This is a genomic window from Nonomuraea sp. NPDC052634 (assembly GCF_040678535.1).
GTDB lineage: Bacteria > Actinomycetota > Actinomycetes > Streptosporangiales > Streptosporangiaceae > Nonomuraea > Nonomuraea fastidiosa.
Genome location: NZ_JBFATY010000001.1, coordinates 1,801,659 through 1,822,518, shown reverse-complemented (window position 1 = coordinate 1,822,518; position 20,860 = coordinate 1,801,659). Strand labels below are relative to the sequence as shown.

General features: G+C 72.1%; 16 protein-coding genes. 10 read left to right on the top strand and 6 right to left on the bottom strand.

From position 1 onward, the window contains the following. Positions 1-44: 44 nt before the first annotated feature. From ftsZ to AB0K67_RS08150, 6 genes are all read left to right on the top strand, one after another. Positions 45-1,592 carry a cell division protein FtsZ gene (gene ftsZ / locus AB0K67_RS08175; RefSeq protein WP_364054819.1) on the top strand — a complete coding sequence of 516 codons (1,548 nt, stop codon included), beginning with the start codon at positions 45-47 and terminating at the stop codon, positions 1,590-1,592. Between the two features lie 128 nt (positions 1,593-1,720). Next, entirely contained in the window at positions 1,721-2,413 is a 693-nt protein-coding gene (locus AB0K67_RS08170; protein ID WP_364054816.1) for a YggS family pyridoxal phosphate-dependent enzyme, read from the top strand. Between the two features lie 138 nt (positions 2,414-2,551). Beyond that, on the top strand, positions 2,552-3,052 hold the full coding sequence (sepF, locus tag AB0K67_RS08165) for a cell division protein SepF (RefSeq protein ID WP_364054813.1): 501 nt from the start codon (positions 2,552-2,554) through the stop codon (positions 3,050-3,052). 81 nt (positions 3,053-3,133) lie between these two features. Beyond that, the gene (locus tag AB0K67_RS08160; RefSeq protein ID WP_364054810.1) at positions 3,134-3,427 is read left to right on the top strand and encodes a YggT family protein; all 294 of its coding nucleotides are present in this window, start codon (positions 3,134-3,136) and stop codon (positions 3,425-3,427) included. Between the two features lie 106 nt (positions 3,428-3,533). Then, the gene (locus AB0K67_RS08155) at positions 3,534-4,415 is read left to right on the top strand and encodes a DivIVA domain-containing protein (RefSeq protein WP_364054807.1); all 882 of its coding nucleotides are present in this window, start codon (positions 3,534-3,536) and stop codon (positions 4,413-4,415) included. Between the two features lie 62 nt (positions 4,416-4,477). Further along, positions 4,478-7,090: a hypothetical protein gene (locus AB0K67_RS08150; RefSeq protein ID WP_364054804.1), complete on the top strand. Its 2,613-nt coding sequence runs from the start codon at positions 4,478-4,480 to the stop codon at positions 7,088-7,090. 744 nt (positions 7,091-7,834) lie between these two features. Here the strand turns inward: AB0K67_RS08150 and ileS are convergent. Further along, a complete protein-coding gene (gene ileS / locus AB0K67_RS08145; RefSeq protein ID WP_364054801.1) occupies positions 7,835-10,984 on the bottom strand; it encodes an isoleucine--tRNA ligase in 3,150 nt (1,049 codons plus the stop codon). A 452-nt stretch (positions 10,985-11,436) separates the two neighbouring features. Between ileS and AB0K67_RS08140 the strand changes: the two genes are divergently transcribed. The 3 genes from AB0K67_RS08140 to AB0K67_RS08130 are packed head-to-tail and all read left to right on the top strand — an operon-like array spanning position 11,437 to position 13,323. Beyond that, positions 11,437-11,838, top strand: coding sequence for a TraR/DksA C4-type zinc finger protein (locus tag AB0K67_RS08140; RefSeq protein WP_364057500.1), 402 nt, complete (start codon positions 11,437-11,439; stop codon positions 11,836-11,838). Continuing rightward, a complete protein-coding gene (lspA, locus tag AB0K67_RS08135; RefSeq protein ID WP_364054798.1) occupies positions 11,802-12,401 on the top strand; it encodes a signal peptidase II in 600 nt (199 codons plus the stop codon). The genes AB0K67_RS08140 and lspA overlap by 37 nt, the downstream gene beginning before the upstream one ends. Further along, positions 12,394-13,323: an RluA family pseudouridine synthase gene (locus tag AB0K67_RS08130; RefSeq protein WP_364054795.1), complete on the top strand. Its 930-nt coding sequence runs from the start codon at positions 12,394-12,396 to the stop codon at positions 13,321-13,323. The genes lspA and AB0K67_RS08130 overlap by 8 nt, the downstream gene beginning before the upstream one ends. A 453-nt stretch (positions 13,324-13,776) precedes the next feature. Here AB0K67_RS08130 and AB0K67_RS08125 read toward each other — a convergent pair whose 3' ends face one another. Genes AB0K67_RS08125 through AB0K67_RS08105 form a run of 5 tightly spaced genes read right to left on the bottom strand, consistent with a single transcriptional unit; the run spans position 13,777 to position 19,519 of the window. Then, positions 13,777-14,088 carry an AzlD domain-containing protein gene (locus AB0K67_RS08125; protein ID WP_364054792.1) on the bottom strand — a complete coding sequence of 104 codons (312 nt, stop codon included), beginning with the start codon at positions 14,086-14,088 and terminating at the stop codon, positions 13,777-13,779. Further along, positions 14,085-14,747 carry an AzlC family ABC transporter permease gene (locus tag AB0K67_RS08120; protein ID WP_364054789.1) on the bottom strand — a complete coding sequence of 221 codons (663 nt, stop codon included), beginning with the start codon at positions 14,745-14,747 and terminating at the stop codon, positions 14,085-14,087. Before AB0K67_RS08120 ends, AB0K67_RS08125 begins: the two co-directional genes overlap by 4 nt. A gap of 11 nt (positions 14,748-14,758) precedes the next feature. Next, positions 14,759-15,613, bottom strand: coding sequence for an AraC family transcriptional regulator (locus AB0K67_RS08115; protein WP_364054786.1), 855 nt, complete (start codon positions 15,611-15,613; stop codon positions 14,759-14,761). After that, a complete protein-coding gene (locus tag AB0K67_RS08110) occupies positions 15,610-17,574 on the bottom strand; it encodes a protein kinase (protein ID WP_364054783.1) in 1,965 nt (654 codons plus the stop codon). Before AB0K67_RS08110 ends, AB0K67_RS08115 begins: the two co-directional genes overlap by 4 nt. A 10-nt stretch (positions 17,575-17,584) precedes the next feature. Beyond that, positions 17,585-19,519, bottom strand: a complete 1,935-nt coding sequence (locus AB0K67_RS08105) for a protein kinase (RefSeq protein ID WP_364054780.1) — start codon at positions 19,517-19,519, stop codon at positions 17,585-17,587. Between the two features lie 593 nt (positions 19,520-20,112). Here AB0K67_RS08105 and AB0K67_RS08100 point away from each other — a divergent pair. Next, positions 20,113-20,814 (top strand): chorismate mutase, encoded by a 702-nt coding sequence (locus tag AB0K67_RS08100; RefSeq protein ID WP_364054777.1) that lies wholly within the window; start codon positions 20,113-20,115, stop codon positions 20,812-20,814. Positions 20,815-20,860 lie beyond the last annotated feature (46 nt).

The following is a 20,860-nucleotide window of genomic DNA, read 5'->3' as shown; positions in this document are numbered from 1 at the left end:
TCCGCACCGGAATGGCAAGTCAACGAGCGGAAAGGCCCCTCGTCGTGGCAGCACCGCAGAACTACCTCGCGGTCATCAAGGTCGTCGGCATCGGCGGCGGCGGAGTCAACGCCGTCAACCGGATGATCGAGGAGGGACTCAAGGGCGTCGAGTTCATCGCGATAAACACCGACGCCCAGGCGCTGCTGATGAGTGACGCCGATGTGAAACTCGACGTGGGCCGCGAGCTCACGCGCGGGCTCGGCGCCGGCGCCAACCCCGATGTCGGCCGCAAGGCGGCCGAGGACCACCGTGAGGAGATCGAGGAGGTCCTCAAGGGGGCCGACATGGTCTTCGTCACAGCGGGCGAGGGCGGCGGCACCGGCACGGGCGGCGCGCCCGTCGTGGCCAACATCGCGAGGTCGCTCGGCGCGCTCACCATCGGCGTCGTGACCCGTCCGTTCAGCTTTGAGGGACGACGCAGGGCCTCGCAGGCGGAAGCGGGCATCGAGACGCTGCGCGACGAGGTCGACACGCTCATCGTGATCCCCAACGACCGGCTGCTGTCGATCTCCGACCGGCAGGTCAGCGTGCTCGACGCGTTCAAGGCGGCCGACCAGGTGCTGCTGTCCGGTGTCCAGGGCATCACGGACCTGATCACCACGCCCGGCCTGATCAACCTCGACTTCGCCGACGTCAAGTCGGTCATGTCGGGAGCCGGCTCGGCGCTCATGGGCATCGGCCACGCGCGCGGCGACGACCGCTCGGTGGCGGCCGCCGAGATGGCCGTCTCCAGCCCGCTGCTGGAGGCCAGCATCGACGGCGCGCACGGCGTGCTGCTGTCCATCGCGGGCGGCTCCGACCTCGGCCTGTTCGAGATCAACGAGGCCGCCCAGCTGGTGTCGATGGCCGCCGCGCCCGACGCCAACATCATCTTCGGTACGGTCATCGACGACGCGCTCGGCGACGAGGTGCGGGTCACGGTGATCGCGGCCGGCTTCGACGACGTGCCGGGCCCGTCCGACAAGCAGGCGCCCAGGCCCGCGGGCCGCCCCGCGGCGCCGCCCGTGTCGTCTCCTGCGCGGCCGAACGCGGCCTCCCCGAGTGTGAAGTCCGACCCTCCTCCGTTGCGCGCTGAGCCGCGTCCTGAGCCGCGTACGGAGTTCCGCCCCGAGCCGCGCCCCGAGCCCCGCGCCGAGGTGCGTCCCGAGCCGCGGCCGGAGGTCAGGCCTGAGCCGCGCATCGAGCCCCGTGCCGAGGTGCGTGCCGAGCCGCGTCCTGAGCCGCGTACGGAGTTCCGCCCCGAGCCGCGCGCCGAGGCCAGGCCCGAGCCGGTGCGGCCGGTCGAGCCCGTGCACGACTCGGCGCCGGAGCGTTCCGACGGCAGGGCCGACAACCGGAACGACGGCAGGAGCGAGGGCCGCGACGAGGGGAGGCAGGAGTCCGGAGAGGCCGACGGACCGTCCGGCCCCGTCTCGATCCCGAGGCCCACGCCCGAGCCGGCCAATCCGCCCACGCCCATCACCTCCCGCATGTCGGAGCCTCCCAAACGTCCCCGGGTGATCTTCGAGGAGCAGGAAGAGGAACTCGACGTTCCCGACTTCCTCAAATAGCCGGTCAACGAGTCGTTCGCCTGACGCCGCTCCCCGCAGCGATCCGGGAGCGGCGCCGTCGTGCGTACGGCGGCAGGGCGCGCCGGACCGGCGGGGCAGCGGGCGGCGCGGTAACGAAGGAGAGGCACGTGAGAAGGGACGAGATCGCGGCCGGTCTCGCCGAGGTCGAGGAGCGCATCACCGCGGCGTGCCACGCCGTGGGCCGCGACCGGAGCGAGGTCACGCTGATCGCCGTCACCAAGACCAGGCCGGCCGACGACATCCGCATCCTGGCCGAGCTGGGCGTGCGCGACATCGGCGAGAACCGCGACCAGGAGGCCGCGCCCAAGGCGCGCGAGCTGGCCGGGCTGCCGCTGACCTGGCACTTCGTCGGTCAGCTGCAGACCAACAAGGTCCGCTCGGTGGTCTCGTACGCCGACGTGATCCACTCCGTCGACCGTTCCAAACTGGTGAGCGCCATCAGCAAGGAGGCGGTCAGGCAGGGCCGGCGCATCGGCTGCCTGGTCCAGGTCGCGCTCGACGACGACCCCGGCAGGGGCGGCGTGCGGCCCGACGACCTGCTCGCGCTGGCCGACGAGGTGGCCCTGGCGGAAGGCGTGTGGCTGGGCGGCGTCATGGCGGTGGCCCCGCTGGGCGAGGAGCCCGCCAAGGCCTTCGCCAGGCTCCGCGAGCTCGCCACGGCGCTGCAGGAGCAGCACCCCCGGGCCACCATGGTCTCGGCCGGGATGAGCGGCGATCTCGCCGAGGCGATCGCGTACGGCGCGACACACGTTCGGGTCGGTACGGCGTTGCTCGGTCGTCGCAAGCCCTTCGTCAGGTAATGTCCCCTCAAGTGGGTCTTCAGGCCCATGACCAAGTAGAGGTCGATCAGCGGTGAGCTCCAGGGGGTACGCCTACCGCCTCAGGGCACGGCGACGGGCCCGAGCGAGTGCGACCATGAGCAGGAGGACGACGTAGCGATGGCCGGCGCGATGCGCAAGATGGCGGTCTACCTCGGTCTCGTGGAGGACGACCGCTACGAGAGGTACGAGACCTACACCGACGACTACGCCTACGACGACGACGTGCAGCGCCCCGGTGAGGAGCGTCCTGTCGCGGTCCAAGACCGCGACGACGAGCCCGAGACCGGCGGCCCCGCGCCCAGGCCGACCACGACCATCGTGGAACGCCGTACGACGGATCTGGCTCGCATCACGACCCTGCATCCTCGCACGTACAACGAGGCGCGTACAATCGGTGAGCACTTCCGTGACGGGACCCCCGTCATCATGAACCTGACCGAGATGGTCGACAGTGACGCGAAGCGGCTGGTTGATTTCGCGGCAGGTCTCGTCTTTGGCCTACATGGCAGCATTGAACGTGTTACCAACAAGGTGTTCCTGTTGTCCCCTGCCAATGTCGAGGTGACCGCCGAGGACAAGGCTCGAATCGCGGAACGCGGGTTCTTCAATCAGAGTTAGAGTCTCTGTGTATGCCTATCGGACCCAACCAGGTCTCCCCAAGGCCTGGAGGCACATCAGAAGTGGAGGCGCGGCCGGGCCGTGGAGATCGTTAGTGGGATCTTGGTCGTAGTCCTGTCTCTCTACTTGGTGCTGCTCATCGGCAGGATGATCTTTGAGACGGTGCAGGCGTTCGCACGTCAGTGGCGTCCGTCGGGCGTGGTGCTCGTCGTGGCGGAGGCCACCTACACCGCAACTGACCCACCCCTCAAGTTCCTCCGCCGTTTCATTCCTCCGCTCCGGTTGGGTACGGTGGCCTTTGACCTAAGCTTCACTGTCCTGTTCATCGTGGTTCTGATCTTGATTCAGATCGCCCAGGCTCTCGGCCCACGGTGAGCATGGCCTGTGGGGCCGCCGGTCGTGTTCCAACTCGTGTCCGCGCTGAAGTGATTCGGGTTACCGTCCTCCGGACAGACTCCAAGCGCGCCAAGGAGACCAAAAAATGCCGCTGACGCCCGCTGATGTGCGGAACAAGCAGTTCAGTACCACCCGGCTCCGGCCGGGCTACGACGAGGAGGAGGTCGACGCCTTCCTCGACGAGGTGGAAGCTGAGCTTGACCGCCTGATCCAAGAGAACGAGGAGCTCCGCGCCAAGCTGGCCGAGTGCCTGCGCGGGAAGGTGCCGGGCGGCATGAACATGCCCATGGCCTCGGCGCCTGTCCAGGAACAGCCCAAGCCGGAGATGATGCAGCCGCCGCAGCCGGAGCCCATGCGGGCGCCCGAGCCGCAGCAGCAGCAGCCGCAGCAGCCCCAGGTCCCCGTGGGCATGAACATGCCGCCCGCCGAGGACAACATGGACACCGCGGCCCGCGTGCTCGCTCTGGCCCAGCAGACCGCCGACCAGGCGATCGCCGACGCCCGCCGGGAGGCGGACGAGACGGTGACCCGGGCCCGGCGCGAGGCCGACGAGATCCTCACCAAGGCGCGCCGCCAGGCCGAGCAGGTCATCGGCGACGCCAGGGCCCGCGCCGAGACGCTCGAGCGCGACGCCCAGGAGCGCCACCGCCAGGCGATGGGCTCGCTCGTGCAGACCCGCGACGAGCTCGAGCGCAAGGTCGAGGAACTCCGCAGCTTCGAACGCGAATACCGCAGCAGGCTCAAGCTCTACCTCGAAAACCAGCTCGCCGAGCTCAACGTGTCCGCCGAAGGCAGCGGTGGCTTCCCCGTGCTGTCCGGCGGTCCGCAGGGCCAGGCACCCGCCATGTCGCACGCCGTGCCCCAGAGTGGCCAGCAGCCGCTGCCCGGAGGCCCCGCTCCGTTCGGCGGCGACGCTCCGCAGGGCGCTTTCCCCGGCGGTGACGGTCCTCACAACGACCGGCGGTAAAGTAACGGGTCACTAGGACCTGCCACTCGAAAGAGCCCTCTGTGATCCTTATCAGTGCTGGTTTGGTGCTCGCGGCAGTGGTGCTGCTGATCGCGGGCTTCGTACTGGCGAAGCCGTTCCTGATCATGTGGTCCATCGTGGTCAGCGTGCTGTCCGCGTTGTTCCTGGTGATCGGGGCGTTTCTGCGGCGGAACGAGCTTTTTCCCGGAGGTGGGCAGGCCGCTGCGCCGGCCACCCCCCCGAAGGGGCTCATGCCGTCCGCGGCGCCGTACACCCAGACCGGCCCCATGGCTCATCAGCCGCCCCCGCAGCCCCGACCGCATCCGCAGGCACCGCAGCAGCGCACGGCGGCCACCCCGGCCACCGCACCGCGCCGCCCCGCGGCCGCCGGCATCGCGCCGGATGCGATCGTGCTGGTCATCCCTGGACGCAAGCGCTACCACGTCCACGGGTGCAGGCAGCTGGTCGGGCGGGAACACGAGGAGCTCACGTACGAGGAGGCACGCGAGGAGGGCTTCACGCCCTGCACGGCGTGCCTGCCCGACGCCGCGCTCGGCGGACGGCAGCTGCCGCCTGCCGCCGACCCCGAGCCCGCCGTCCACTCCAGCACCGCTTCTGCCAAGAACCGAGCAGAAGACTCCGCGGAGACCCGCGACGTTCGTCCGCAGGTCACCCCGCCGAAGCCCGGCACGAAGGCTTCCACCCCCAGCCCGGAGCCTGCCGCCGCCCACGAGGAAGGCGCCGCCGGGTGGTTCGGCCGTCCCAAGGCCGCCCCGGCCGACCAGGCATCGGGCTCCACCTCCGCCGCCCCCGAGACCGGCACCGGCTCGGACGATGAGCAGGCGGAGTCAGAGACTTCCTACTTCCGGCCGCCGCCCTCGCGCGGGGCCGGCACCGCGCCCTCCCGATCCGGATCTCCGAAGGCCGGTCCTTCGAAGGGCGGCCCTTCCACGCCCGGGGCCGGCGAGTCCGGCTCCTCGGGTGGAGCGCCCGGGGCCTCGGGAGGAACGTCCGGCAAGCCCGGCTCCCCGAAGGGCGCGCCGTCGAAGGGCGCGCCGGCCAAGGGCACGCCCGGTAAGGGCGCGTCCTCGCCGAAGACCGCGTCCGTCGCCTCTCGGGAGTCCGCCGCCACCGCCGGGGGCTCCGACGACGAGACCTCTCCCAACATTCCCAGCCCGGCCAAGGCCGTCCAGGGCTCGGGCTCGGCCCGCCCCGATCGGCCCGGCGACAAGCCCGGCCGCCCAGGTGCCACTGGTCCGTCCGGCGGCGCGCCTGGCCGCCCGGGTGCCGCTCCTTCCGGTGACGCATCTGGCCGTCCGGGTGCTGGTTCGTCCGGTGACGGTCCTGGTCGTCCGGGTGGTGCCGGCTCGTCAGGTGGTGAGGCCGGTCGTCCCGGTGGGCCCGATGGCAAGCCCGGCACCGCCGCCGCGTCGACGCCCGCCAAGCCTGGGACGCCCGGTGCGTCTGCCCCCGGGAAGCCCGGAACGTCCAGCACACCCGCGCCCGCAAAGTCCGGAGCGTCCGGTGTGTCCGCGTCCGGGAAGCCGGGTGCTGCGGGCGGGCCCGCTTCCGGCAAGCCTGGGACGAGCGGGGAGCCGGCGTCCGGGAAGGCCGCCACGGCCGCCGGTGCGTCCGGGGCCGCGAAGCCGGGCACGGCCGCTGGGGCCACGGCTGGAAAGCCTGGGACATCCGGCTCGTCCGCACCCGGGAAGCAGGGGACGACGGGTGCGTCCGCGTCCGGCAGGCCCGGCGCGTCCAGTGGGTCTGCGTCCGGCAAGCCCGGTACGGCCGGTGCGTCCGCGTCCGGCAGGCCCGGTACGGCCGGTGCGTCCGCGTCCGGGAAGGCAGGACAGGGCAACGGCAAGGCCGGGCAGGGGGCCGGTCCTGGCGAGCGCGATGACGACGCCGGGCCCGTTACGGCGCCGCAGCCTCGGGTGACCGCGTCGGGCAGCCCGCAGCGTCCCGGATCGTCCGGTGGGCCGCAGCGTCCTGGATCGTCCGCTAAGTCCGGTGCGCCGCAACGCCCGGGGACGTCCGGGTCGTCCGAGGTTTCGGAGCGGTCGTCGGCGTCGGGAGGCGAGTCGGCCAAGCGCCCGTCCGGCGGTGGCGACGAGCCCGCGCCGGGGGAGACCGTCATCCTGCACGAGCGGCCCGCGTCCTCGGCAGAGGCGACCGCCAAGCCTCGGGGGCCGCTGCCTCCGGGCGCGCCGGTCACGTCCTCCGGTGCCAAGCCCGGGGCCACGCCGGAAAAGAGCGGGGCGTCCAGTGGCGGTGAGCAGGCCGCCTCGTCCGCCGGTAAGGGAGCGTCGGCCGCCAAGGGGAGCGCTTCTCCCGGGCAAGGGCCTCGCGATCAGGGGAGCGGCCCGTCCAACGGTGGTGCCGCAGCCAAGGCCGCAGATCCCAAGGCTGCGGGTGTCAAGGCCGGTTCGTCCGGTGGCAAGGCCGGTGACGGCTCCACCGGGGCCAACGGCAACGCGAACGGGGCAGGAAACGGCAAGGAGCGAGGGCCGCAGACCGTCAAGGTCATCATCGGCACCCGCCGCTACCACGGCTCGGCGTGCCCGCTGGTCCGGGGAGCGGGTGACGGCGTCGAGTCGATGACCCTCGCCGCCGCCCAGGCCGCCGGGCTGACGAGCTGCCCGGTCTGTCAGCACGACCGCGAAACCGTCAGCTGACGCCCCCGGCCGCCTGCCTTGCCGTAAGTCAGTCTCTGCCGCAGGTCACTCAGGATGTTCTTCTGCGGGGCGTCTCTTCGTGGGGGCGTCCTGCTGTGGGCTGTTCTTTCGGCGTTGCGGGGTGTCCTGCCGTGGGCCGTTCTGTCGGGCGTTGCGGGTCGTCCTGCCGTGGGCCGTCCTGTTGGGCGTTGCGGGTCGTCCTGCCGTGGGCCGTTCTGTCGGGCGTTGCGGGTCGTCCTGTCGAGGGCCGTCCTTTCGAGGGCTGTGAGGCGTTCTTTCGTGGGGCGTTCTGTCGGGGCTGCGGGGCGTTCTTCCGTGGGGCGTTCTTTGAAGCTGTGGGGCGATCTTCTGCGGGGTGTCCATCCGCGGGGGCGTCATTCCTGCGTGCGGAACTGTGCGGAACGCAGCCATTCCTGTGTGCGAGACGTAGCCGCGCCGCGCTGCCTTTCCGTCAGAGCGAGTGGGCTACGCGCATCCGCCTTCGGCGCTGGGTGGTCGCCTGTTCCTGCCTGCGCGGGTGAGGTAACGCATCTCTCTGGTGCGGGCGGGTGAGGTCAGGCATCTCCCTGCGCGGGCGGGTGAGGTGAGGGTGTCTCTGCCTGCGTGGCGGGCGGGGTGGGGGTGCCGCCTCCTGCGGGCGCCATCACACAGCCTGACGCCACGAAGCGGGCCCCGGGTGCTGGTACCCGGGGCCCGCTCGATGGGTCCTTACCGTCCGGGGTGCGTACGCCCCCGGACGAGCGGCTACTGAGCGCGGCGGAGCTGGAAGGTGAGGCCGAGGTCCTCGTCCGCGTGGGTGGGCAGGTCGGGGGCGGTGCCCTCGGTGAACGAGGTGGCGAGCACCTCCTCGGTCACCACCTGGCCCTGAGTGCGCAGCGCCGTGGCCAGGTCGGGCGAGGACGCGCTCCACCACAGGTCGATGCGGTCGGTGATGGACAGGCCGGTCGACTTGCGGGCGTCCTGGACCAGGCGGATGACCTCGCGGAGCAGGCCGGCGCGGCGCAGCGCGTCGGTCAGCTCCAGGTCGAGCGCCACGGTCTCGCCGGTGCCGGTGCCGATGGCGCCGGTCTCGACGGCCCAGCCGGAACGGGGCTGCTCGTTGACGATCACCTCGTCGGGGCCGAGCATGACCTCGCCCAGCTCCTCGGCCTCGACCATGACGGTGGAGCCGGAGCGCAGGGCGCGCGCCACGCGGGTGGCGTCGGCGGCGGCCAGCGCGGCGGCCACCAGCTTGGTACGCGGCCCGAACCGCTTGCCCAGCGCCCGGAAGTTGGGCTTGACCGTGTAGGACACCAGGTCGGCGCTGAAGCCCGACATGTCCTCGAGCGCCTGGACGTTGAGCTCCTCGGCGACCAGCCCGCGCAGCTCGTCGGGCAGGGACGGCCAGCCGTGCGCACCCACCAGGGCCCGCCGCAGCGGCTGGCGGGTCTTCACCCCGGAGGAGGCACGGGCCGAGCGGCCCAGCTCGACCAGGCGGCGGACGAGGGCCATCTGCTCCGACAGCTCGGTGTCGATGAGCTCCTCACGCGCCTGCGGCCAGGAGACCAGGTGCACCGAGGTCGGCGTGTCCTCCCCGCGCAGGACGTCCCACAGGTAGTCGGTGATGAACGGCGTGATCGGCGCCATCAGCTTGAGCACCGTCTCCAGGCACTCGTACAGCGTCGCGAACGCCTCTTCCGAACCCTGCCAGAAGCGGCGGCGCGAGCGGCGCACATACCAGTTGGACAGGTCGTCGAGGAAGTCGGCCAGGCGGCGGCCGGCGCGCTGGGTGTCGTAGTCGTCGAGCGCCGCGGTGACCTCGGCCACGGTGCGGTGCAGCTCGGACAGCGCCCAGCGGTCGAGCAGCGGGCGCTCGGCCGGCGGGACGGCCTCGGCGAGCTGGGCAGGCGACCAGGACTCGGCGTTGGCGTACAGGGTGAAGAAGGAGGCGGTGTTCCAGAGCGTCAGCAGGACCTTGCGGACGATCTCCTCCAGCGTGGCGTGCCCCACGCGGCGGGCCGCCCACGGCGAGCCCGAGCAGGCCATGAACCAGCGCAGCGCGTCGGCTCCGTGCCGGTCCATCAGCGGGATCGGCTCGAGGACGTTGCCGAGGTGCTTGCTCATCTTGCGGCCGTCCTCGGCGAGGATCAGGCCCAGGCAGAGCACGTTCCGGTAGGAGGACTGGCCGAAGACCAGCGTGCCGACGGCCATCAGCGAGTAGAACCAGCCGCGCGTCTGGTCGGTGGCCTCGCAGATGAAGTCGGCGGGGTAGACGCCCTCGGGCTTGCCGCGCTCGCCCCACTGCGCGAACGGCATGGAGCCGGAGTCGTACCAGGCGTCGATGACGTCGGGCACGCGGCGGGCGAGAGCGCCGCAGGTCGGGCAGTCGAACGTGACGTCGTCGACGTACGGGCGGTGGGGGTCGAGGGCGGAGACGTCACGGCCGGCGAGCCTGCCCAGCTCCTCCAGCGACCCGACGCACGTCACGTGGGACTCGTCCTGCTCGCACACCCACAGCGGCAGCGGCGTGCCCCAGTAGCGGGAGCGCGACAGCGACCAGTCGACGTTGTTGCGCAGCCACTCGCCGAAGCGGCCCCACTTGATGGTGTCGGGGTACCAGTTGGTGCCGGAGTTCTCGGCCAGCATCTGGTCCTTGACGGCGGTGGTGCGGATGTACCAGGACGGCAGCGCGTAGTAGAGCAGCGGGGTGTGGCAGCGCCAGCAGTGGGGGTAGCTGTGCTCGAAGTGGCCGCCCTTGAACAGCAGGCCGCGCCGCCGCAGGTCCTCGGTCAGCTCCTCGTCGGCGTCCTTGAAGAAGCGGCCGCCCACCATGGGGACGTCCTCGAGGAAGCGGCCGTCGGGGCCGATCGGGTTGACGATCGGCATGTCGTACCGCTTGATGACGGCCATGTCGTCGGCGCCGAAGGCGGGCGCCTGGTGGACCAGGCCGGTGCCGTCCTCGACGGTGACGTAGTCGCCGAGCACGACGTAGTGGGCGTCGGGGATGTCGACCAGGTCGAACGGCCGGCGGTAGGTGGTGCGCTCGAGCTCGCGGCCGGTGTAGCGGGCGACCTCGGTGACGCCCTCGCCCAGCACGGACAGCAGCGGCTCGGCCACGACCAGCACCTCGCCGTCGGCGGTGCGGGCGGCGACGTACGTGACGTCGGGGTGCACGGCGACCGCGGTGTTGGAGACCAGCGTCCACGGCGTGGTCGTCCAGATCAGCAGCGAGGCGCCCAGCTCGGCCAGCGGGCCGGAGGTGACGGGCATGCGGACGTACACCGACGGGCTGGAGATGGTCTCGTAGCCGCCCGGCTGGCCCAGCTCGTGGTCCGACAGCCCGGTGCCGCAGCGCGGGCAGTAGGGCGTGATGCGGAAGTCGCGGAACAGCAGCCCCTTGTCGAAGATGACCTTCAGCGACCACCACACGGACTCGACGTAGGACGGATCCATCGTGCGGTAGGCCTGCGACAGGTCGATCCAGTAGCCCATGCGCTCGGTCATCTGCTCGAACGCGTCGACGTGCCGCAGCACCGACTCGCGGCACTTGGCGTTGAACTCGGCGATGCCGTAGGACTCGATGTCCTTCTTGCCGGACAGGCCCAGCTCGCGCTCCACGCTGACCTCCACGGGCAGGCCGTGGCAGTCCCAGCCGGCCTTACGCGGAACGCTGAACCCGCGCATCGACTTGTAGCGCGGGAACAGATCCTTGAACACGCGGGCCTCGACGTGATGCACGCCGGGCAGGCCGTTGGCGGTGGGCGGGCCCTCGTAGAACACCCACGAGGGGTTGCCGGCGTTCTGCTCGACGGAGCGCTCGAAGATCTTCCCGTCCCGCCAGCGGTCCAGGACCTCGCGCTCGAGCGCGGGCAGGTCGACCTGCGCGGGAAGAGAGCGGAACGTTGGGGAAGACATCTCGGGCGTGACCTCCACGCGTGAATCGGCCGATAGGGCTGTGGCGTGAAGGGACGAAGCCTCGCGGCCCCGCGGTACCACCCTTCTTGACCCCGCCCGAAGGCGAGGCCCTCTTCATTTGACTGCTGCCGGTTCTAATAAGCTCGCGCGAGCCGTTCTTCCGGCGGCTCCGGGGTGATATCCCTCACAGCGGGCCCCATCAACGCCTTGCAGACTCAAACCATAACGCAGAGTCGAGGTCAAGGCTTCCACGTTTCCCGCCTCAGGAGGTCACCCGCCTCCCAGCGGTACGTGAGTCGTAAAGGGCGCAAAGATGTGGGAATGGACGCCGCTGTGGAGGAGTTGAATGCGCGAGGCGGGATAGTACGGGCTAGGTAAACCGTCCGGCGGGTCGTTTGCCGTTCCGTTATCAGGATCCTAAGCTGCCCGCACCATTCACGGCCTTGATCAGCATGGAGGCAGCCATGGCGGCAGGCACGCAGACCGCTACACCGTCGATGTGGTCGGATGAGGAGCTGGCCGAGGTACGCGGCAGGCTCCAGAAGGAGATCGACGAGCTCGAGGCGGACATCCTCCGTCACGAGACGGAGATAGCCTCTGGGGACGTCACGCAGGGCGCGGGCGACGACCAGGCCGACGCCGGCGCGAAGACGTATGAGCGCGAACGCGAGATCGCCCTTACCCTGAATGCGCGCGATCTGGTCGCGCAGAACGAACGTGCGATCGCCAGGATCGACGCAGGGACCTATGGAGTGTGCGAATCGTGCCACAAGCCGATCGGCAAGGAACGCCTCCAGGCGTTCCCCAGGGCGACGCTGTGCGTGGCCTGCAAGCAGAAGGAGGAGCGCCGGTAGGCCGGCGGAGCACCGCCGGCAGGCCACGCGGGCGCCTGGTCGCCGTCCTCGTCGCGCTGGCGGCCGTGATCTACGCGGCCGACCTCGTCACCAAGACGGTGGTGTTGCGCACCCTCGAGGGTGAGGCGCCCCTGGTCGTGATCCCAGGCGTGCTCCAGTTCCGGGTCATCTTCAACTCCGGTGCCGCCTTCAGCATCGGCACCGGGATGACGTTCGTCTTCACCTTCATCGCGGCCGGCGTGGTCGTCGCCATCATCCGTACGGCGCGCAAGCTCGGCAGCCGTTCGTGGGCGGTCGCGCTCGGCCTGCTGCTGGGCGGCGCCGTCGGCAACCTCACCGACCGGCTGCTGCGCTACCCCTCCGGGTTCGGACGCTCCACGCAGCTTCAGGGCCACGTCGTGGACTTCATCGAAGTGCTGCCGGGCAACTTCCCGGTCATCGACTACTTCCCCGTCTTCAACATCGCCGACTCGGCCATCGTCTGCGGCGGCATCCTGGCCGTGATCCTGGCCTGGCGCAACGTGCAGATCGACGGCTCGAAGGAGGTGGCCGAGGATGGCTGAACGGCGCAGCCTGCCCGTGCCCGACGGGCTGGAGGGCGAGCGGCTGGACGCCGCGCTCTCGCGACTTTTCGGGTTCTCCCGCACCCGCGCGGCCGAGCTGATCGGCGCCGGCGAGGTGCTCGTCGACGGCCGCGTGCCGAGCAAGTCTGACCGCGTGCACGCCGGCGCGTGGCTCGACGTCACGATGCCCCCGCCCGTCACCGCGCCCATGCCGGTGGCCGAGCCGGTGCCCGGCATGACGATCGTGTACGAGGACGACGACATCATCGTGATCAACAAGCCCGTCGGCGTGGCCGCGCACCCCACGGTCGGCTGGACGGGCCCCACCGTGATCGGCGGGCTCCTGGGAGCCGGTCACACCATCGCCACCAGCGGCGCCGCCGAGCGCCAGGGCATCGTGCACCGCCTGGACGCCAACACCACGGGCGCGATGGTGGTGGCCAAGAGCGAGCACGCCTACTCGTTCCTCAAGCGGGCCTTCAAAGAACGCACGGTCGACAAGCGCTACCACGCGCTCGTGCAGGGGCATCCCGACCCGTTCAGGGGCACCGTCGACGCGCCCATCGACCGGCATCCGTCGGGCGACGGCCGCTGGGCCGTCGTCGCCGGTGGCAAGCCGTCGGTGACCCACTACGACACGGTCGAGGCGTTCCGCGCCGCCTCCCTGCTCGACATCAAGCTGGAGACGGGGCGTACGCACCAGATCCGCGTCCACATGTCGGCGCTGCGCCACCCGTGCGTCGGCGACATGCTCTACGGCGCCGACCCCACGCTGGCCGCCCGCCTGGGCGTCACCCGGCAGTGGCTGCACGCGGTCTCGCTCGGGTTCGAGCATCCGACGACCGGCGAGTGGATGTCGTTCAGCACGGACTATCCGCAGGACCTGCAGAAGGCGCTCGACCTGGTACGCGCGGAGTCCTGAGCCGCGCGCCCGCCGGTCCTGCCGCCTTCACGCCCCGGATCGGCCGCCGTCCGAGCCGGATCGGCCGCCGTCCGAGCCGGATCGGCCGCCGTCCGAGCCGGATCGGCCGCCGTCCGAGCCCTCGATCCGGCCGGGCGCCTCTGAGGGGGACTCGCCGCTTTCCTCCGTCCCGTCCGGTGTCTGTGCCGTCCGCCCGCTCTGAGCGGCTGTCCGTGCGTTCTGAGCGCGTTCCGGACGTGCTGGGGCGCGGTTCGGGGTCCTGTGTGCGCACCCTCCGTGGCCCTGGGCTGGACGCGGGCGGGCGGCGGCGTGCCGCGCGGCGTGACCGGACCGGACCGGCCGCCGCCGCGCGTGACGTGCGCGCCGCGAAGACCTCGCGTCCGGCGTCCGTCAGGTCAGGAGGCGGGGCACCTCCTTGATCGCTTCACCGCGCACTCGGACATGCACCGCCGGCTACCCCAGAAGGAACCGGACGAGCGCCGTCATCGCCGCCGCGGCCGCCAAGACGACCAGGAAAGGCGCGCGGAGCAGGAGGGCCACGATGCCCGCGCCGAGCCCCGCCGTACGGGCGGCGTCGAAGCCCAGCCCGCCCTCCTGCGTGAACATCTGCACCGCGATCAGCGCCGCCAGCAGCGCCACCGGCACCAGCTCCGCGAACCTGCGCACCTTCGGATGGTCGAGCACCGCGCGCGGCGCGGCCAGGCCCGCCAGCTTCAGCGCGTAACAACCCGCGCACACCAGCGCGATCGCCCACCACAACGTCATCGCACCATCACCACCAGCACCGCCACCGCCGACAGCAGCACCGGCACCCCGGGCGGGAAGAACGGCGTCGTGCACAGCGCGATCGCCGCCGCGCTCGCGGCCAGCGCGCGCAGCTCGCCGCTGTCCTTCAGCCGGGGCCACAGGATCGCGAGGAACGCCACCGGGCCCACGACGTCCAGGCCGAGGACGCCGGGGTCGCCGAGGGACGAGGTGCCGTACGCGCCCGCCAGCGTGGTCAGGTTCCAGGTGATGTAGAGGGTGGCGAACGTGGTGACGAAGCCCGTACGCGCCGAGCGGGGGTCGGGCTGGGCCATCGCCACGGCCGTGGTCTCGTCGATGACGCCGTGGGCGGCCAGCAGTTTGCGCGGGCCGCGTACCTGGAGGAGGTCGGCCAGGCGCAGGCCGTACAGGGTGTTGCGGCCGCCGAGCAGCAGCGCGCCGAGGCCGGCCGCCAGCAGGTCGCCGCCCGCGCCCACCGCGCCCGTCAGCGCGAACTGCGAGGCGCCCGTGAACGCCAGCAGGCTCAGCACGCACGCCTGCGGCACGGACAGGCCCGCCGTGATCGCGGCGGCGCCGAAGGCGAGCCCGGACAGCCCCACGGCCAGGCCCACGCCGAGACCGTCCCGCACGGCCGCGGAACGGTGAGTTGTCGGTTCCATGCCTACCGAGGCTATGTGCCGCCTGAATGTCGGGTCTTGTACGATCCTGCGGCCCTTTGGTACACGGCGGGCGGTACGCCCATGACCCGCTTGAAGTGCCGGTTGAGGTGGGCCTGGTCGGTGAAGCCTGCCTCGGCGGCCACCTGCGCCGGGCGCATCCCGCTCAGCAGCAGCTCGCGCGCCCGGCGTACCCGCAGCGAGATCAGGTAGGCGTGCGGCGGCATTCCCGTCGCCGCCTTGAACGCCCGCAGCAGCGGGAACGGCCGCGCCCCCACCGCCTCCGCCAGGTCGTCGAGGGTCGGCGGGTCCACCAGGCTCTCGTGCAGCAGCTCCAGCGCCGCGCGCACGGCCCGGCCGCTCTCCGCCGTCCCGGTGGCGGGCGGCTTGGGCGCGGCGTGCCGCATCAGCAGCCGGGCGAACAGCGTACGGCTCAGCGTCGAGGTCGCCAGCGCGTCGCCCCGCTCGGCCGCCTGGTGCGCGCGCCGCAGCAGCGCCGCCACCTCGTCGTCGCGCACCACCTGCTGCGGGAAGTACGGCGTCCCGCCGGGCCCGCCCAGCTCGCGGGCGATCGCCGAGACCGTCTCGATCGACGGATAGAGCATCCGGTACGCCCACCCGCCCGGCACCCCGGCCTGCCCGGTGTGCACCGTTTCCGGGTTGACCAGCACGATCTCGCCCGCCCCCGCCCGGTGCAGCGTGCCCCGGTAGTCGAACTCCTCGACCCCGGAGACGATCAGCCCGATGGCGTAGCCGTCGTGCACGTGCCGGGAGAAGCGGTGGGTGACGTAGCGGGCCTTCAGCAGGTCGGTCTCCGGCACCGCCGGATGCCGCCAGAACGTCGCCCGCTCCTCGGTGATCTTGCTCATAGCGGTCTGAACGTCCTGAGGAAGTCGTCGAAGTAGTGGCGGTCCCGCTCCCAGCGGTCCTGCGTGGTCTCCCACATGACGGCGAACGGGCGGCCCTCGGCGGTGCGCAGGCCGCGGTCGATGACGTGGATCGTCACGCCCTGATCAACGCGGGTGAACTCCCAGTCGGCGGCCGGGCGGCCCTGGAACTCGGTGGGGGTGATGGCGATCCGCCGGTACTGCTCGAAGTCGCCCTTCCTGCGGATCTCCGCCTCCAGGAGGACCCAGTGGCGTTCGGGGTCCTTCCAGGGGACGTCGGGGATCGTCCACTCCACGAGCAGCCTGCCGGGGGTGCCGGGGCGGGTGAACTCGACGCTGTCGCGGCCCGCCGTCTTCGTCGCCCGCCAGCGCGGAGGGACGGCGATCTGGAAGCGCCCCGCGGTGTTCCGGTACGCCCGCCAGCCGTCCGGGATCTCGGGCTCGTCGACGGGCTCCTCGGTGGGCTTTACGGCCGGCTCCTCCGTGGCCTCCCTGGTGGGCACGCCGGTCGTGGGGGCGGTCGTGACGTTCTCCTGCGAGGGCTCCTTCGAGGGCTCCTTCGACGGCTGCTCCGCGGGCTGCTCCGCGGGCTGCTCCGTGGGCTGCTCCGTGGGCGCGGGCGTGGGGGAGGGCCGGGGAGCGGCGGCCGTACCCGCGAGGCGGTCGTACAGCAGCACGCCACCGCCGCCCAGCGCCGCCACGGCGAGCACCGCCGCCGGCAGGGCGATCAACATCGCCTTGCGCCGCCCGCCGCCTCGCCCGTCGAGCGTCGCATCGGGGCGGCCACCGGTCGGGATGCCGTCGTGCGCGCTGCGCGGCGTCTGGTGCCACGAGGCATCGGGCGGCGGGGTGCCGCCGTCAGCGGGGACGGCAGGCGGCGTGTCGGGCCGTGAAGCGCCGGGAGGCGGTGTGGCACGCCAGGAGCCGTCGGCAGGCGGCGTGTCGGGCCGTGAAGCGCCGGGAGGCGGCGTGGCAGGCCAGGTGCCATCCGGAGGCGGCGTGTCGCGCTGAGAAGCGTCCGGAGGCGGGGTGCCGCGCCAAGAGCCCTCCTGAGGTGATGTGGCGCGCCATGAGCCCTCCGGGGAGGGGGAGCCCGCGGGGGCCTGCCAGGGGGCGTCCGCGGTGGCGGCAGGGCGCGGCGGAGCGGTGGCGGCGACGTCGTACAGGAGCCTCGCGGCCTCGGCGGCGGGCAGGCGCGCCTCGGGCTCGCGCCGCAGCAGCCCCATCACGATCGGCCCGAGCGCCCCGGCCCGCGCGGGCGGCTCGGGGTCGTCGCGCAGCACCGCCGCCACGGTCGCCGCCCACGAGTCGCGCTTGAACGGCGGCCGCCCCTCCACGGCGGCGTACAGCGTCGCGCCGAGCGACCACAGGTCGGACTCCGGCCGCGCGGGCTCGCCGTTGAGCCGCTCGGGCGGCATGTACGCGGGCGTCCCCACCAGCCCGCCCGTCGCCGTCAGCCCGCCCTCGGTCTCCAGCGCCGCGATGCCGAAGTCGGTGAGCACGACCCGGCCGTCATCGGCGAGCAGCACGTTCTCGGGCTTGACGTCGCGGTGCAGCACCCCGGTGGCATGGGCGGCCCGCAGCGCGTCGAGCACCCGGCCGCCGATCACCGCGGCCTGCTCGGGACGCAGCGGCCCGTCCTCGGAGATCACCCGGGCCAGGGAACGGGAGCGTACGAGCTGCATGACGATCCACGGACGGCCGTCCTCCTCGACGACGTCGTGGATGACGATCACCGACGGATGGTCGAGCCGCCCCGCCGCCCTGGCCTCGCGGATGGTACGGCGGTTGAGCTCGGCCCGCTTGGCGTCGCCGACCCCGGTGTAGCGGACCTCCTTGATCGCCACCGTACGGTCGAGCAGCTCGTCGTAGGCCCGCCAGACCACCCCCATGCCGCCCTCCCCGATCGGCTCGAGGAGGCGGTACCGATTGCTGACGTGCACGTCGCGCAGCCTACTTCTTGGGCTTGAACGTCGCGCAGAACCCTTCGAAGAAGTGGTAATCGTCCTTCCAGTGGCTGTTCAGCGTGTGCCAGTAGATCGCGTACGCCTTGCCGTCCTCGGCGATGAACCCCCGGTAGCGGATGCGGGACTTGCCGGTCTGGGTGGGCCAGATGAAGTCCCAGTCGGCCGCGGCCTCGCGGTAGGACACCTTCTTGATGCCGAGCTTGCGATAGCCGCCGTACTGGTGCTTCAGCCGCGGCTCCAGCTTCTTCCAGCCCTTGAGCGGGTCCTTGCCCAGCTTGGACGCCCGTTCGATGCGGACGTGCGCGTTGGGCGCTCCGCCCGGCCCCTTGAACTCGACGCCGTTGCCGGTGCGCTGCCACTCGTCCCAGCCCTTGGGCAGCCCGATCGAGAAACCGAGCTTCTTGTCCGTGTGCATCTTCCAGCCGGACGGCAGCGCGGCCCTCGTCTCCTTGGGCTTCGGCTCGGGGCTCGGCGACTGCGGCGCGGCCGGCGACGTCTCGCCCGCCGGGGAGGCCGAGGGGGACGCGGGCGGCGACGCGGGAGACGTCTGCGGCGCGGACGCGCTCGGCGCGGCCGGGACCGTGCTGACCGCCGCCTGGTTGCCGCCGGCGTCGTCAGGGGCCGAGCTCAGGCCCAGGTAGCCGCCGACGCCCGCGACCAGTAACACGGCCGCGGCCGCCGCCAGGATCGGCAGCACGCGCCGCTGCTCGCCCTTGGCGGTCGCGTCCATCGTGGACTCTCCGATGGGCGGCGCCGGGGCCTGCACGGGCGGCTGTGCGGACTGCTGCGGCGCCGCCGTCGGCGCCTGCGACAGCCGTACCCCGGTCTCCGGCACGCCTCCGGCGGACGAGGGCGCGGCCTGCGAGCGTGCGGGCGCGAGGCCGGGGTCGGTGGGAAGGTCGTCCTCCACCGGCGCGTACGGCCGCCGCGCCTTGGCCGGACCCGGCCGCTTCGGCCTGGCCGGCTGCGGCCCGGACCCCGGGGCAGGCGGCTGCACCGGCTTGCGGGCCGGCTTCTGCGCGGGCTCTGGCACCCGCAGCTCCTGCGCGGGGAACCGGGCGGCGGGGAACTGCGCCGTGGGCGCCGGGCTCGGCTGCGACAGGACCGCGATGGCGTCGCGCAGCATGCGCTGCGTCTCCTCGTACGTCAGCCGCTGCACCGGCTCCTTGGCCAGGAGCCCCATGATCACGTCGTGGAGCGGTCCCAGGTTCGGCGCGGGGTCGGGCTCGTCCGTGAGCACGGCGTGCATGGTCGCCAGCGCCATGCCGCGCTCGTGCGGCGAGCGTCCCTCGACCGCCGTGTAGAGGGTGGCGCCCAGCGACCACAGGTCCGACTCGCGGCGCGCGGGCAGGCCCTTGAGCCGCTCGGGAGCGATGAACGCCGGCGTCCCCGCGAGGCCCGTCACCGTCAGCTGCGTCTCGGTCTCCAGCGTCGCGATGCCGAAGTCGGTGAGCACGACCCGGCCGTCGTCGGCGAGCAGGACGTTCTCGGGCTTGACGTCGCGGTGCAGCACGCCCGCCTCGTGGGCGCGGTGCAGCGCGTCGAGCACCGCCAGGCCGATCTCCGCCACCCGCTTGGGCGGCAGCGGCCCGTCCTGTTTGATCACGGCACCGAGCGAGCGCGACTGGACGAGCTGCATGACGATCCAGGGCCGGTCGTCCTCCTCGATCACGTCGTGCACGACGATCACGTTGGGATGCTCGAACCTAGCCGCCGCCCTCGCCTCGCGCATAGTGCGCCGGTTCAGCAGCTGCACCTCCTCGCCGAGGGCGGCGGCGTACCTGACCTCCTTGACCGCCACCGTGCGGTCCAAGAGCTCGTCGTAGGCACGCCAGACGATGCCCATCCCGCCCCTGCCGATGGGTTCCTGCAGCTGGTAGCGGCCGGCGATGCGGCGTCCCTCCTGCTTACGATCCGACATCAACGGCCTCAAACCCTCCTCTAGGCCAAGAAATACTCCCATAGGCAGGGATCAACGGCGACTCGCTCGAAGGCCACTCCGGCATGCGAGAAGTGCCGACCAGCAGGTGGAGGCCGGGTGTAGAGTTCAAACATGACCTTGCGTCGCTACGCGTTTACCGAGCCGGCTCCAGGAGAGCCGGTCGTACGCTAGCGACCACCTGGAGTCGGCACGAGGCAGAGACCACCGTCTCTGCCTTTTTCGTTTCCCCCGCCGGCTCCAGGGGGGCCGGCCTTTGACGAGGAGTCGGTATGTCATCGACCTTGGAACGTCAGCAGGAATGCCGGTCGCGGATCACGCTCGGCGGCGTGCCGCTCGGCGACGGCCCCGCCGTGGTCATCGACACCCGGATCAGCCTCCGCGATCGCCCCGCCGAGCCCCCGAGAGCCCCCGCAGCGCCGCCGTGGGCGCCACCTGAGAGGCGTTCTGAGGTCCCGTCCGGGAGGACGCCTGGAAGGCCGTCTACGGCGCTGTCCGCAGTGCCGTCCGGGGCGGGGTCAGCACGGCCCGCGGACGACGTCGCAGGGGCGCGGCCCGGGGCGCCGGGGCGTGGTGTGACGCTCGTCGAACCGGCCGGCGCGGCGGACCTTCCGGCGATCGCCGCGCACGCGCATGCGGTCATCGTGGGGGCGTCGTGGACCCGTGACATCCCCCTCGTACGCGCGGCGGCCGGGCTCGGGCTGCCGGTCGTCGTGGAACGGCGTCCCGGAGCGTCGCTGGAGGAGTGGCTGGGGCTGGCCGACTACTGCGCAGCCGAGGGCGACGGGCGGGTGATCCTGTGCGAGGGCGGGCGGCCCGATCTGAGCCTCGTACGCGCGGCTCGGGCCGCCTCGGGACGTCCCGTGCTCGTGGACGTCACCAGCGACCCCGGCCTGTCCGCCGCTGCCGTCGCCGCCGGTGCCGACGGGCTGATCGCCGGCCAGGACGGCCGGGCACTCGCCGAGGAGGCCGTCACCGTCGTCGGCGGCCTGCTGCGCCCCGAGTCGCCCGCCACGCTGCCCGAGTGCCGCGCGGCGATCGACCGGGTGGACGCCGCGCTGGCCACGCTCCTCGAACGCCGGGTGGAGCTGGCGGGCATCGTCCAGCGCATCAAGCCGGTCGGGGGCTTCGCCGGACGCGACATGGACCGCGAACGCGCCCTGGTCGCCCGGATGGCCCTGCGCGCCCCGTCTCTCGGCGAGTCCGGCCTGGCCCCGATCATGAACGCGGTCATCGAGGCCGGCCTGCGCCTGTCGGAGCAGCGCGCACCCCGCTGACCGGGCGACACGCGCGCCTTGCGGTGCCGGGACCGCGCCTCGGCGG